The sequence below is a fragment of the Neobacillus sp. PS2-9 genome (assembly GCF_030915525.1).
GTDB lineage: Bacteria > Bacillota > Bacilli > Bacillales > Cytobacillaceae > Neobacillus.
Map to the genome: position 1 here is coordinate 4,755,001 of NZ_CP133269.1, position 14,070 is coordinate 4,769,070.

The 14,070-nt window shown below is 40.8% G+C and carries 14 protein-coding genes (1 of these 14 only partly in view); 2 read left to right on the forward strand and 12 right to left on the reverse strand.

Going from position 1 to position 14,070, the window contains the following annotated elements:
* Window positions 1-480, forward strand: partial view of an SAM-dependent methyltransferase gene (locus RCG25_RS23805; protein ID WP_308081276.1) — the 3' portion only. 273 nt of this gene lie to the left of the window's left edge; the window shows 480 of its 753 coding nt (coding positions 274-753); its start codon lies off the left edge, out of view; it ends in the stop codon at window positions 478-480.
* Between the two features lie 470 nt (window positions 481-950).
* Here the strand turns inward: RCG25_RS23805 and RCG25_RS23810 are convergent, their stop codons facing one another.
* From RCG25_RS23810 to RCG25_RS23845, 8 genes are all read right to left on the reverse strand, one after another.
* Window positions 951-1,478, reverse strand: coding sequence for a chromate transporter (locus tag RCG25_RS23810; protein ID WP_308081277.1), 528 nt, complete (start codon window positions 1,476-1,478; stop codon window positions 951-953).
* On the reverse strand, window positions 1,478-2,050 hold the full coding sequence (locus RCG25_RS23815; protein ID WP_308081278.1) for a chromate transporter: 573 nt from the start codon (window positions 2,048-2,050) through the stop codon (window positions 1,478-1,480). The genes RCG25_RS23810 and RCG25_RS23815 overlap by 1 nt, the downstream gene beginning before the upstream one ends.
* A gap of 25 nt (window positions 2,051-2,075) precedes the next feature.
* On the reverse strand, window positions 2,076-3,686 hold the full coding sequence (ggt, locus tag RCG25_RS23820; RefSeq protein WP_308081279.1) for a gamma-glutamyltransferase: 1,611 nt from the start codon (window positions 3,684-3,686) through the stop codon (window positions 2,076-2,078).
* Between the two features lie 274 nt (window positions 3,687-3,960).
* A complete protein-coding gene (locus RCG25_RS23825) occupies window positions 3,961-4,953 on the reverse strand; it encodes an ABC transporter ATP-binding protein (protein WP_308081280.1) in 993 nt (330 codons plus the stop codon).
* Window positions 4,910-5,950 carry an ABC transporter ATP-binding protein gene (locus RCG25_RS23830; protein WP_308081281.1) on the reverse strand — a complete coding sequence of 347 codons (1,041 nt, stop codon included), beginning with the start codon at window positions 5,948-5,950 and terminating at the stop codon, window positions 4,910-4,912. The genes RCG25_RS23825 and RCG25_RS23830 overlap by 44 nt, the downstream gene beginning before the upstream one ends.
* 10 nt (window positions 5,951-5,960) lie before the next feature.
* Window positions 5,961-6,845: an ABC transporter permease gene (locus RCG25_RS23835; RefSeq protein WP_308081282.1), complete on the reverse strand. Its 885-nt coding sequence runs from the start codon at window positions 6,843-6,845 to the stop codon at window positions 5,961-5,963.
* Window positions 6,846-6,847: 2 nt separating this feature from the next.
* A complete protein-coding gene (gene nikB / locus RCG25_RS23840; RefSeq protein ID WP_308081283.1) occupies window positions 6,848-7,801 on the reverse strand; it encodes a nickel ABC transporter permease in 954 nt (317 codons plus the stop codon).
* Between the two features lie 88 nt (window positions 7,802-7,889).
* On the reverse strand, window positions 7,890-9,455 hold the full coding sequence (locus RCG25_RS23845) for an ABC transporter substrate-binding protein (protein ID WP_308081284.1): 1,566 nt from the start codon (window positions 9,453-9,455) through the stop codon (window positions 7,890-7,892).
* Between the two features lie 281 nt (window positions 9,456-9,736).
* On the opposite strand from RCG25_RS23845, the gene RCG25_RS23850 reads away from it, so the two are divergent.
* Window positions 9,737-10,186, forward strand: coding sequence for an Lrp/AsnC family transcriptional regulator (locus RCG25_RS23850; RefSeq protein ID WP_308081285.1), 450 nt, complete (start codon window positions 9,737-9,739; stop codon window positions 10,184-10,186).
* A gap of 108 nt (window positions 10,187-10,294) precedes the next feature.
* On the opposite strand, the gene RCG25_RS23855 is transcribed toward RCG25_RS23850, so the two are convergent.
* From RCG25_RS23855 to RCG25_RS23870, 4 genes are all read right to left on the reverse strand, one after another.
* The gene (locus RCG25_RS23855; RefSeq protein WP_308081286.1) at window positions 10,295-10,813 is read right to left on the reverse strand and encodes a response regulator; all 519 of its coding nucleotides are present in this window, start codon (window positions 10,811-10,813) and stop codon (window positions 10,295-10,297) included.
* Between the two features lie 65 nt (window positions 10,814-10,878).
* Window positions 10,879-11,910 carry a Delta(5) desaturase DesA gene (locus RCG25_RS23860; RefSeq protein WP_308081287.1) on the reverse strand — a complete coding sequence of 344 codons (1,032 nt, stop codon included), beginning with the start codon at window positions 11,908-11,910 and terminating at the stop codon, window positions 10,879-10,881.
* 185 nt (window positions 11,911-12,095) lie between these two features.
* A complete protein-coding gene (locus tag RCG25_RS23865; protein WP_308081288.1) occupies window positions 12,096-12,755 on the reverse strand; it encodes a response regulator transcription factor in 660 nt (219 codons plus the stop codon).
* A complete protein-coding gene (locus RCG25_RS23870; RefSeq protein WP_308081289.1) occupies window positions 12,730-13,926 on the reverse strand; it encodes a sensor histidine kinase in 1,197 nt (398 codons plus the stop codon). Before RCG25_RS23870 ends, RCG25_RS23865 begins: the two co-directional genes overlap by 26 nt.
* Between the last annotated feature and the right edge of the window lie 144 nt (window positions 13,927-14,070).

A 14,070-nucleotide genomic window follows, 5' to 3' on the forward strand; every position in this document is an offset into this window, starting at 1 on the left:
GTAGATGATGCTAGTGTAGCTGTGAAGAGATACGAAGCAGATGAATTTGATTTAGGAATTTGTATTGGATCCACTCACGCTTTAGGTGGGTTTGAACCTACTCTTAAAACGATGAAACGCCTCATTAAAAAAGATGGTTACATTTTAATCGGAGAGGGCTATTGGAAGAAGACACCTAGCAAGGAATACTTAGAGGCATTGGGAGGCGCAGAAGAATCTGAATTGAAAAGTCATGCACGGAATGTAATGACCGCGGAAGAACTTGGACTCATTCCTCTTTGGTCTTACGTCGCAAACGAAGATGAATGGGATGACTATGAGTGGCTTTATTCCTCTACCATTGAAAACTATTGTCATGAAAATCCTGATGATCCAGATAAGGCAGCCATGCTTGAGAGAATTAGAAAATGGCGGAGAACTTATTTAAGTTGGGGCCGTGACACACTTGGTTTTGGTTTATATTTGTTTCGAAACGACTAAATTGACTTATTCGCAAACCCATCGCTGTTACCAACAGAATAATATCGAATTCCAAGGTAACTTCTTTATGGGACTTTGAACCTCTCACAGTGACCATACAATCCTCTTACTTCCTACTATGGGAACTGTGAAATCTTCACAGTTCCCATACTTAACTCTTTTTCTCTATATCGGGCACTGTGAACCCTTCACAATTCCCACCATCACCTCTTTTACCCTCGAACTGGCACTGTAACCTCTTCACAATTCCCATGTACACCTCTTTTACTCTCTAACGGGCACTGTAACCCCTTCACAATTCCCACCATCACCTCTTTTTCCCTCTAACAGGCATTGTGACCTCTTTATAATTCCCACCCTCACCTCTTTTTCACTCTAACGGTCACTTTGAATCTCCCCTGCTTCCTTTTACAACAAGAATTTCACTACAACAAAAAACTCAAGCCCCATTCAGCTTGAGTTTTTTTCTTCTATAAGAATATCCCACCATATATTAACGACCCCATGATAACGTAAGCTGGGTGTACCTTTAATTTTTCAAGCAGGAAAAAGCTTACCCCTACCAGAATCACCGTTTGAAGCACACCTGAATCCGAGTAAGAAGTAGAAAAGAAGCTAAATGCCATCACACCTAGCATTACCGCGATAGTCGGTCGGATATAATTGGTCATCCGCTTCACCTTAGGAGAATCTTTATATTTGTATAGAAGACCTAAAAGAACAATCATTAATAGAAGCGAAGGAGCAACAGTCGCAAAAATCCCAACGATTGAGCCTAGAACTCCACCCTGCTCATATCCAATGTAGCCGGCCATTTTTGTCGCAATGGGACCGGGCAGTGAATTTCCTAAGGCTAATACCTCACTAAATTCGGGTACCGTCATCCACCCGTAATGATCGACAACTTCGTTTTCAACAAGCGGAATCGAAGCAGGTCCTCCGCCATAACCAACAATTCCTGGAATGAAAAAAGCAAGAAAGATATGCCAATAAAGCATTATCCCACCTCTCTTTCACTATTTTTTTCAACCTTAGCAGCCTTATCACGCTTCACTAAGGCAAATAATAATATGGCCACGATTAAAATGGCAGGATGCACATGCAAGACCTCTAATAATAGTAAACTCCCAACAACCGTTACACCTGCACTAATATGGCCTAGCGTTTGATACGACTTCTTATAAAAATCCCAGGTTAATGTGGCCATCATTACACCTACAACTGGTACGACTGCTTTAGTCATGCCTGCTACCCATGGCAGATCCTTGAACGATGCCAATGAGGTTAGCAGGATAATCATTAATATAATAGTAGGAACGATGGAGGAAAAAATGGCATTTAGCATACCTACATATCCGCCCACTCGATAGCCGATATACCCTGCCATTTTTGTGTTAATAGGGCCGGGAAGGGTATTTGCTAACGCCAAAACATCTGCAAATTCATCATCGGTCATCCATTTGTAGGTTCCAACTACCTCTTTATGAACGAGCGGAATCGATGATGGTCCCCCTCCGTACCCTAATATTCCGGAACGGAAAAAAGCGATAGATATATCCCTCTGTTTCATTATTTATTCAACACCTTTTATTAATTTACCATGCCGCAATGGTTCCATCCGTTCTTGATTCTGTTCCGCCTGAAAGCACACCGGTACTTGGGTCTCTCCAAATGATTTGTCCTCTTCCGAATCCTCCACCATCTAAGGCTACTTCAATCTCATGACCTTTCCTTGCTAAGGCCGCGGCAATATGTGCTGGGAATGAATGTTCAACTTGAACTTTCTTTCCCTCCATCCATTGCCATCTTGGCGAGTCTAGAGCTGCTTGCGGATTTAGGTGGAAGTCAACTGTGTTCATGATGACTTGAGCATGGCCTTGAGGCTGCATATACCCACCCATCACTCCAAACGGTCCAACGGCTTCATTATCTTTTGTTAAAAATCCAGGGATAATCGTATGGTACGTTCTTTTTCCAGGCTCCAAACGATTCTCATGGGATGGATCTAACGAGAAATCAGCACCTCGGTTTTGCAAGGCGATTCCTGTTCCAGGGATAACGATTCCAGAACCAAAGCCCATATAGTTACTTTGAATGAAGGAAACCATATTGCCCTCGCCATCTGCCGTTGCCAAGTAAACAGTACCGCCTTTAGGCGGTGTGCCCGGCTCTGGAGTAAGAGCAACATCCCCAATTAAGCTTCTTCTCGCTTCTGCAAATTCTTCCGACAATAACTGTTCAGCTGTAACGGACATTTTTTCTGGGTCTGTTACATATTTTTTGGCATCAGCAAAAGCTAGCTTCATCGCTTCAATCTGCTTATGATACGTATCCACTGATTCCTTTTCTTTCAAGTCAAAGCCCTTGAGCATGTTAAGGGCCATTAAGGCAACGATTCCCTGGCCATTCGGCGGAATCTCCCACACATCATAGCCTTTGTAATTAACCTTAATCGGCTGTACCCACTCAGGCTTGTATGCAGCTAAATCCTCTTTTGAAAGGAATCCACCGTGCTGCTTTGAGAACTCGTCGATTTGATCGGCCAATTCTCCGCGATAAAAGCTTTCCGCATTGCTTTCCGCAATCTTGCGTAATGTGTTGGCATGACCTTTGGAGCTCCAGATTTCCCCTGTTTGAGGAGCCTTTCCATTTGGAGCAAAGGTTTCAAACCAACCTTTATATTCATCGCCAGTAAATAAATCTTTGAATCTATTAAAAGCGATATTCCAGTACTTCCCTAAAATTGGGCTTAACGGGTAGCCATTTTCCGCATACTCTATGGCCGGCTGTAATACTTCCGTTAATGGAAGCTTACCGAAACGACGGGACAACTCCGCCCATGCCGCAGGTACACCGGGAACCGTAACGGGTACAAGGCCAAAGGTTGGCATCTTTTCATGCCCCATTTCCTTAACCGCATCAATCGAGATGCTTTTTGGAGAAGGGCCGCTTGAGTTTAGACCATGCAGTTCGCCTTTTGTCCATACAAGCGCAAAGGCATCTCCACCGATCCCATTGGAGGTTGGTTCGACTACCGTTAAACAAGCAGCAGTTGCAATCGCCGCATCAATGGCATTCCCGCCCTTTTTTAATATATCTAGACCTGCTTGTGCCGCTAAGGGCTGAGATGTTGCCACCATGCCATTTTTAGCGATTGTCGTCATTCTTTGTGATGGATATGGATAGTTCAAGTAATCAAAGTTCATGAATCGTTCTCCCCTTATACATACATTTCATGATTGTTGCTCTTTAACTTTCCTTTGTTAATCATTTTATACTATTAAACTTACAAACGGAATATTCATTTCGAAAAAAATAACAAAAAGAATTGTACGATTTTTGATTTTAGCTATGTTAAACTTGCCTGTTGATTTCCGCTCCAATCAACAGGGTGTAAAAATCAACAATGCTCTTTAACACAGCCTTGATTTTAACAAAAAAGAGGCGCCCTCAAAGTGAAGGGATCAGCCTCTTGCAAATTTAGGCGTAATGACATGCAACAAAATGATTCCCGCTTACTTCAGTAAATGCTGGCTCTTCAGCCCTACATTTATCCGTTGCTAATGGACATCTTGTATGAAACCGACAGCCGCTTGGAACATTAATTGGACTTGGCACATCCCCAGTTAATATAACTCTTTCCCTTTTCTTCTCTTCATTTGTAGAAGGGATTGCAGATAGCAAGGCTCTTGTATACGGATGAAGCGGATTGTCATACAGTTCCTTTTTATCAGCAAGCTCCACCATTTTCCCCAAGTACATCACTGCTACCCGGTCGCTGACGTGCTTGACAACACTTAAGTCATGAGAAATAAATAAATAGGTTAATTGATGTTCCTTTTTTAATCGCTGTAATAAATTTAGAATTTGTGATTGTACCGATACATCAAGCGCAGATACCGCTTCATCACAAACGATTAATTTTGGATTCGTACATAACGCACGGGCAATGCTGACCCGTTGACGCTGACCACCAGAGAATTCATGTGGGAAACGATGATAATATTGCTCGTTTAACCCGACTTCTACTAATAAATTGCAAACATAATCGTACACATCTTTTTTAGGAACAATCTTATGTGTCTCCACAATTTCAGACAGCATGGTTCCTACTGTCATCCGTGGATTCAGCGAGCCATATGGATCCTGGAAAACGATTTGCAGATCCTTACGGTTATCTCTCATTTCCTTCTTTTTTACACGAGTAATATCTTTTCCTTCATATATAATAGTTCCAGAGCTTGGCTCATGGAGTCTGAGGATCGCACGTCCCATAGTGGATTTGCCACAGCCTGATTCTCCAACGATCCCCAACGTTTCTCCTTTTTTTAAAGAAAAGCTGATTCCATCCAATGCTTTGACAACCTGTTTTTCTTTAGAAAAGAACCCTTGGTCACCAACAGGAAAGTGTTTGGTTAAATTTTGAACCTCAAGAAGATTTTGTTGCTGCGATTTCTCTAATTGAAGACTCATTAAGCTCACCTTCCTTTTCATTCCATTTATCTGTATATTTCCAACAGCTTACAGTATGCTGTTCCTCTATCGATGTAATATCCGGAGCATGACTTCTACAAATCTCTTGTGCGTATGGACATCGATCAACAAATCGGCATCCTTTTGGCATGGCATCCGGTGATGGGACAGACCCTTTTATGACAAAAAGCTCTTCCACATTATCTTCTGCATCGACATCCGGGATGCACCTCAATAAACCTTGCGTGTATGGGTGAAGCGGATTGTTAAAGACGGTTTTCCTACTTCCGTATTCAACAGCTTTTCCTGCGTACATCACCAGAACCGTGTCAGCCATTTCAGAGACAACAGCTAAATCATGGGTAATCATAATAATTCCCATATCCAAGTCTTTTTGCAAATTCTTCATTAAATCCAATATTTGCGCTTGAATCGTAACATCCAATGCAGTGGTTGGTTCATCCGCAATAAGAAGTTCTGGATTACAGCTTAGCGCGATCGCAATCATCACACGCTGTCTCATTCCTCCGCTCAATTCATGCGGATAGGCATCGATCCTTTTTTCAGGTGATGGAATGCCCACCAGTTTTAACATTTCAATCGCCTTAAGCTTTGCTTCTTTTTTATTTAAATTCTGATGAATAATGATCGTTTCAGCTATTTGTTTACCGACCGTCTGAACAGGATTAAGCGAGGTCATTGGTTCTTGGAAAATCATTGAGACCTGGTTGCCGCGAATTTTACTCATTTGTTTCATTGATTTACCAGCTAAATTTTCTCCCTTTAACAGGATTTCTCCTTCGATTTGTCCTGTCTCAGGCAATAAACCCATTACAGAAAGGGAGGTCATACTTTTTCCACAACCCGATTCACCTACAATGCACAGGGTTTTTCCCTTTTCAACCGTAAACGATAACCCGGCAACAATATTCGTTGTCCTCTTCTTGCCAACAAAGCTGACTTTTAAATCCTTAACCTCTAATAATGAATTTGACATATTATTCCCCTCACTTCAGCTTAGGATCGAGTGCATCACGTAATCCATCACCAAATAAGTTGATTGATAGAACCGTTAAAAAGATAAATAATCCTGGGAACAATGAAATCCACGGAGCATCTTTCAGATATCCTTGTCCCATCGATAACATCGCACCCCAGCTCGGTGTTGGCGGTTGAGTACCTAATCCTAAGTAGCTAAGTGATGCTTCAGAAATGATAGCTGCAGCAATGGATAAAGTCGCTTGAACAAGAATTGGTGGTAAGCAGTTTGGAAAAATGTGACGGAACATAATTTTTATATCGCTAATACCTGATGCTTTAGCCGCCGTGACATATTCTCTTTCCCTTTGACTCAATACTTCTCCCCTTACTAGACGAATAAAGTTAGGTGTAAAAATAATTCCAATTGCAATCATCGCGTTTTGTAATCCCGCACCAAGTACAGCTGCAAGGGAAAGGGCTAATACTAGTGGTGGGAATGAAAGCAACGCGTCTGTGAAACGCATGACTACATATTCATCAAGGACTCCTCTGTAATATCCTGAAAATAATCCAATAGGAATTCCGATTACAAGAGCTATACCAACAGAGATAATACCAGCTTGGATGGAAACTCGTGCTCCATAAATAATCCGGCTGAAAATATCGCGGCCCAGTTCATCCGTACCCATGATATTGGCTGCACTTGGACTTTGAAGGAATTTCGCATAATCCTGCTCGCTTGGGCTATGCGGTGCAACAATTGGAGCAAACACAGCCATCAAGATGAGAAGAAGAGTAAACACTCCACCAATAACTGCTAATTTATTTTGAAAAAAACGAGAACTCATTTCTTTCCATCTACGTTTTCTTGGACTTTCCACTTTTACTAGTTGTTCCAACTTAGCTTCCATCGTCATTGTCCTCCTGTCAGCTTTATTCTTGGATCTAGTACGGAATAAAGGATGTCGATCAAGAAGTTTACCACTACAACAGCAATAGCCATAAATAGGACGGCTCCTTGTACTACAGGGAAATCTCTTGTTAAAATCGCATCAATTACTAGACGCCCTAGTCCTGGAACGGCAAAGATGGTTTCCGTTATAACTGCTCCACCTAAGAAGGTGGCCAATTGTAATCCACTTACCGTTACAACAGGAATTAACGCATTTTTCAAGGCATGTCCAAGGACAACCCCTTTTTCTAATACCCCTTTTGCATAGGCCGTACGAATATAATCAGCCTGCAAAACTTCAAGCATACTTGAACGAAGCATCCTTGTAATTTCAGCACTTAAGCGAACACCTACCGCCAGCGCTGGTAAAATCATTAACATCAAACTCTTTTTAAAATCAACCCATGGTTCCACATATCCAGAAGGTGCGAACCAGCCTAGTGAGATTGAAAAAATAAAGATCAGTAAAATACCTAAGAAAAATGGCGGAATAGATACACCAGACAATGCAAAAGTCGTTCCAAAGTAATCCCAGAAGCTTCCCTTTCTCGTTGCTGAGATTATACCAGCCGGGATCGCAATGATCATGGCAATTAAAAAGGACATAACAGAAAGCTGAATGGTTACCGGCAATTTTTGTAGTAATACACTAAGCACCGGTGTATTATCCTTCAATGAATTTCCAAGATCTCCTTGAAGTACGTTTGATACCCAATGGATATATTGCATATAAAGAGGATCATTCAATCCCATTTTCTCACGTAAAGCCTGAAGAGCTTCCTGGGTTGCTTCTTGCCCTAAAATCATCCTTGCCGGGTCACCTGGTGTCACATGGACTAATGAAAAAACGATAATACTTACTAAAAAAAGAATGACCACCATAAGACCTAATCTTCGAATTAAAAACTTTGCCACGTATGCCCCTCCCTTTCTAAGGCGTTCAGCTGTGATGAAATATGATCGGCTTGGAGTATTTTCCCCAAGCCGATTCAAAGCTTATTGCTTATTTAAACGAAACGTCATGGAAGCGCATCATTTGATCCGGGATGTGCTTAAAGCCTTGTAAATTGTTTTTATATGCTTTGTAATCTAGTTCGTGATAAAGGAAGATGTATGGTACTTCTTCTTGTCCTAGTTTAGTAGCTTCCGAATAAATCTCTTTACGCTTAGCTTGGTCTGTTTCTACACGGGCTTTCTGTAAAAGCTCGTCCATTTTCGGATTAGAATATCCGTAGTTAATAGAGCCAGTAGAATGATAGAGTGCGAAGATATTTCCATCTGGATCTGTTCTTCCGCTCCATCCTAGACGAACCGCATCAAATTTGAAATTATCCATGTTATCTAGCATGGTTCCAAACTCGACGATTTCAAGTTTCACCTTGATTCCTGCTTCTGCTGCCATCGATTGAATCATTTGTGACATTTGTTCTTCCACTGGTTTAGGAGAAAGCTGAAGCGTAAATTCAAATCCGTTAGGGAAACCGGCATCAGCCATGATTTTCTTTGCTTTTTCCACATTTTTCTTTGTTGGTTTGATGCTCTTATCAAACGCCCATGAATCTGGAGGAATAGCCCCTGCAGAAGGTACGCCTGTATTACGAAGCGCAACCTTGATAATCGCATCACGATCGATAACTAGATCTAATGCCTGACGAAGTGCTTTGTTATTAAATGGTGCTTTTTTGTGATTCAAATATAATCCTTGGAATCCAAGTGCCCCGACTTCTGAAAGCTTGATGTTAGAGTCCGTTTTTAGTTTTTCAACATCTTTTGGCGGCACCTTGCTAATGATATCCAGTTCACCTGAAGTTAAGTTGGTTAAACGTACGTTTTCATCTGAATATGGACGATAAACGATTTTTTCAAACTTTGGCGCTCCGCCCCAGTAATCCGCATTTTTTTCCACTTCAATCTTGTCCTGCTTTACTCTTGAAACAAATTTGAATGGCCCTGTTCCTACAGGAGAATTAGCGAAGTCCGCTCCTTTTTCTTTTACTGCTGTAGGAGAAACCATCATCCCAGCACGGTCAGATAAAGCTGCCAAGAACGGGCTGTATGGTTCTTTAAGCTGTACTTTAAGTGTATTTTCATCAACCACTTCAATTGTTTGAATAGAAGATAATTCAGATGCACGTGGTGACCCAGCATTTGGATCTAACATGCGTTCAAAGTTGAATTTAACTGCTTCTGCGTTAAATGGTGTTCCATCGTGAAACTTTACATTTTCTTGTAGGTAGAACGTATAGGTTTTTCCATCTTCAGAAATGTCCCATTTCTTCGCTAGTTGTGGAACGAAGTTTAGCTTTTCATCCACGTCAATCAGCTTGTCATAGATACTATGAAATACTTGTCTATCAACTGCTGCCGTTGAAAAATGCGGGTCTAATTGTGGTGGGTCATCATCAAGACCGACAGTTAATGTGGTCTTATCCCCACTATCCTTTACTGGTGCACTTGCCTTTTGTGAATCCTTCGCCCCTGAACTGGATGAATTATTATTGCCACATCCAGTTAAAAGCAACAAGAGACTCATAAATAATGCTGCGAAAACTTTTGTCTTGTTAGCCATCTTTCTCTTTTCCCCTTTCGCATAACGAAACATCTATCTTTAAGTATAAAAAGTTTACTTATTGACTACTTTTTGAAAGCGTTTCGTTATTTTTTATTACTTTTTGTAATTTTGCTTTATTATAATACAGTGATTTTTAAAAATCTATATAATATTCGGAAAATATTAAAATTTTTTTCTAGTATAATTTTTCCAATAACTTTCAATATCCATTTGATTAAAACTAGGATTGTACGTTAATATAAATTTACAAATGCTTAGGGAATGTAGGAGGACGACGTATGAAAATTGATGAAATCGATCGCAGGATACTCGAATTGCTTGCCGAAAACGGCAGAATGTCCTATGTAGATATTGGGAAAGAGTTAAATTTATCTAGGGTATCGATTCGTGAGCGGGTAAACCAATTACAAGAGAACGGCATAATAGAGAAATTCACTGTTGTTATCAATTCTGATAAAGTGGGGAAATCCGTTTCTGCTTTCTTCGAGGTGGACTGTGAGCCAGCATCACTTGTCAGCGTCGCGGAAACATTAGCTAATAACCCTAGCGTTGCAAGCTGCTACCAAATGACTGGCCCGAGTACCTTACATATGCACGTCCTTGTTGAGGACTTTTTACGATTAGAGAAGTTCATTAATGAGGAATTATATAGTTTAGAAGGAATAACAAGAGTGGCGAGCCATATCTTATTACGAAGATTTAAGAGTAGGACTGGATTAAAGCTTTAAAATGTATAACCTAGAGGTAATTGGCTGTCGGGCTGACCTCGTTCTTTCAGCCCTTTGACTGCACAAATAGAAAAAGACATGAACCAAATGTTCATGCCTTTCAATCTTTTATCCAGTTGGCTGTTTCATTTTATCCAAAATGGAGGAAAAGTATTTTCTCACCAGCCCTGTTTTGTCACTCGGTGGACTTGTTAATGGACCATCCTCCCACCGCTGTAAAACATCTAGTTTCGAATCGGGGTCCATAAGTTCTGAAGAATACACTCTCTTCCCGCTCATTATGCAACGAATCGAACACGCTAACTCTTCGCTCGGGCTGTCCTTCAATAAATATCCTCTGACATCAGCCATTAATGCTCGTGCCTGATACCCATTCCTTGCAAAGGTAGTTAAAATAATGACCTTGCATCCAAGCGACTTCATAGCCTCGGCTGCATCCAGACCGCTCATTTTTGGCATCTCTATATCCATCAAACAAACATCAGGCTGCCATTGGCGAACAAGTGTAAGTGCCTCTTCCCCATTGCGGGCTTGCCCAACCACTTCCATATCCTCTTCCAAATTAAGCAGGGAACCCATGGCTGCTAGCAGCATTTCCTGATCCTCTGCGATGACAATTCGAATCATTCGGTCCTCTCCTTATCTGGGGCTCATTACATTTATGCGAAAACCCCCAATGAGGGGGCTTTTTGTTATACTTCGGGTTTGGCATGAACAGAAATACGTTTTTTCGCTACTGCTTTCACTTCTTTAAAGCTGACAAAATTCTTGTTTTTCTCATCCCATAAGCGGAATCGGAGTGACTTTAAGCTTGTAGCAAGGGTGATTGTTGGTACGTTTTGTAGTGGAGCTGTATTATTATGTGCCTCTTCAAGCTTATAGTTAGGAACCCTTGGGCTTAAATGGTGGACATGGTGATAACCAATATTACCAGTCAGAAATTGCATGATTTTCGGAAGCTTATAAAAAGAACTACCCTCGACTGCTGCTTTTACATACTCCCACTCTTTATCTTCTTCAAAATAAGAATCCTCAAAAGTGTGCTGTACGTAAAACAACCAAATACCCGCTGCACCTGAAATCATGAAAATGGAACCCTGTACTAAAAGGAACGACTGCCAGCCGATGGCCCAGCAAAGTAATGCATACAATGCAACGATTAAAACATTCGTTAAATACGTATTGTTGCGTTCCTTCTTTTTCGCACCTTTTCGGTTAAATCTATTTTTTAAAAGGAAAACGTAAATCGGACCTAAACCAAGCATTACCAATGGATTACGATAAAAACGGTAGGCTAATCGAAGGCTTAACGGTGCTGCCAAATATTCATCTACCGTAAGTGTCCATATATCGCCTGTACCACGTTTATCTAAGTTACCACTTGTCGCGTGATGCACAGAATGCTCATGTCCCCACTGATCAAAAGGGAAAATAGTTAAAACACCCATACATGTCCCAACAATACGGTTAGCACGACGGCTTTTAAAGAAAGAATGATGGGTACAATCATGGAAAATGATGAAAATCCTTGTTAGAAACCCACCGGCTATAACAATAGGAACTAATGCAAGCCAATAAGAAACAGAAAGGCTGATATACGCTAAAAACCATAAAATCACAAACGGAACGACCGTGTTAATGATTTGCCAAATACTCTCTTTAGTTGTTGATTTTTCAAATGGAGCCACTTGGTTTCGCAAAGTTTTTGTAGATTGTAAGGTCATTTTTTTGAATTCCCTTCCTTTAATTGTGTTGTTATTTCAAAGTATAGTGCAATATTGTTAGTCATGTTAGTATCAGGTGTCATGTGTAGACCATGATAAATGTCATATACAAGGTGAAAATAATGAAAAAAGTGCCTGACACCAGCACTTTAACGCACTGGGGGTCAGGCACCTTTTTTTATTTTTTACTTTGGGTGAATAATTCCTGCTTCTTTCGCCTTAAAGACGGCTTTATGTCGTCCTGTGACTTCTAATTTCGAATAAATGTTTGAGATATAGTTTTTTACTGTTCCTTCTGTTAAGAATAGTTTTCGAGCGATTTCACGATTAGTTGCTCCTTTTGACAGCTCCTCAAGCACCTCTATTTCTCTTTCTGTAAGGCCATAGCTAGCTTTTTTACTTTTTTCCGTTTTCAATCGTTCCGACGGCGTAATCCAGTCTGCAATTAGCTGTTTGGCAATCTCCTGAGTAATGAGAGTTCCACCGTGATGAACAAGTCTAATCCCTGCCGCAAGGTCTCTTGGATGGATGGCTTTAAGTAAATAACCTTCGGCTCCTGTGGCTAACGCTTCTCTAACGTATTCTAATTCCTGAAATGTGGTTAAAATAATCACCTTTACTGATGGAAACTGACTTTTAATTTGCCGTGTTGCTTCCACTCCGTCCATTAGAGGCATATGAATGTCCATTAGAATAAGATCAGGTGAAAGCCTTTTTGTAAGCTCTATCGCCATCTGTCCATGTTCCGCTACTCCCACTATGTCAAAATCCTCTTCTCCATCTAATACAATTGAAAGGCTTTCACGGATGAGTTCTTGGTCATCCACAATCAATACTTTTATCATCTTGTAGGTTTTCTCCCCTCATTCGCTCAACTCTTACAGGAAAAAAGCAAGTAACAACGGTTCCCACCTGATTACCCGACTTTATGGTCAAACTGCCTTGGAGGGATTCCAGACGTTCTTTCATTCCGATAAGGCCAAAACCAAATTTCTCCTCTTTTATCCCAATCCCATTATCCATAATCACTAAAATAACTTGTGATACTTCCTGGTTTAGAGTGACAACGATTTCGTTTGCTTGACCATGGCGGACAGCATTCGTTAAAGCTTCTTGAAGGCAACGGGTTAGTGCAATCGCTCCTTGGAAAGAAATAGCTACTGGTGCACCGTTACTTTTAAAAATTATTTCCGTTTTTGTGTGTGTAGCAAATTCATTGGCTACCTTCCTCAATTGGGAAGACAATTCCTCTTTATCGTCATTAGGGGAAATTTGATGAATATACGTTCTTGTTTCCTCTAGCGATCTCCTCATCACGTCTCTAAGCCTTCCCACTTGTTCCTTTGCTTTTTGTGGAGATGCATCCATCAGGAAAGATACTGCATCAAGCCCCATAATGACGGATGTAAATGTGTGCCCTACTGTATCATGCAAATCTCTTGCAAGCCGATTCCGTTCTTCCAATAACGTAATGCTTTCAATCTGTTTGGCGTATTCCTGTAAAAGTTGATTTTGCCTACGATTTTCTTCTAGTAGAACTTTAGTCTTTTTCTCTGCTTCAAGAACCTTTGAAATGGCCATGCCGACACCGAAAAAAAAGAGTCCATCAATGACCCCCATCCCCAGCTGATCTAAGCCTACAGCCAGAATCGCTAGAAAAGGAACAATCGTAAAACCCGCCCATAGGAGCCATCTCTCTTTACCAGGACGACTATAAATTCCTGCACATAACGATGGAATGGCTAAAAAGGAGGAATATTTGCCTAATAAGTAACAACCTACAATTAGAAACAAACCGCTAAAGAATAATTCAAGCAGCGGATAGTTTTTTCTCCCTGAGCTATTCGTCCATTGAGGAATTAGAAATGCTGCAAAAAGCAATGTCATGTTGAGCCAAGCTAGGGGGATAGGGTTTAGAAACAAAACTAAAATCAATAAATGTAAAATAAACCAACCAATTCTGGTGAGTTGCGCAATTTTATAAACCCAGTGGGTTTCATTTTGGAATGGTACCATTCAACTCTCCCTCATGCTTTCGAATAGGAATCGTTTTACTAATTCAACACGTACTTCCTTTTTACCTTTTTTCAAAAGTCACATAAGTCATATGACTGCACATGATGATGTTATGACAAAGCACACTATTGAATCTGACCTCTT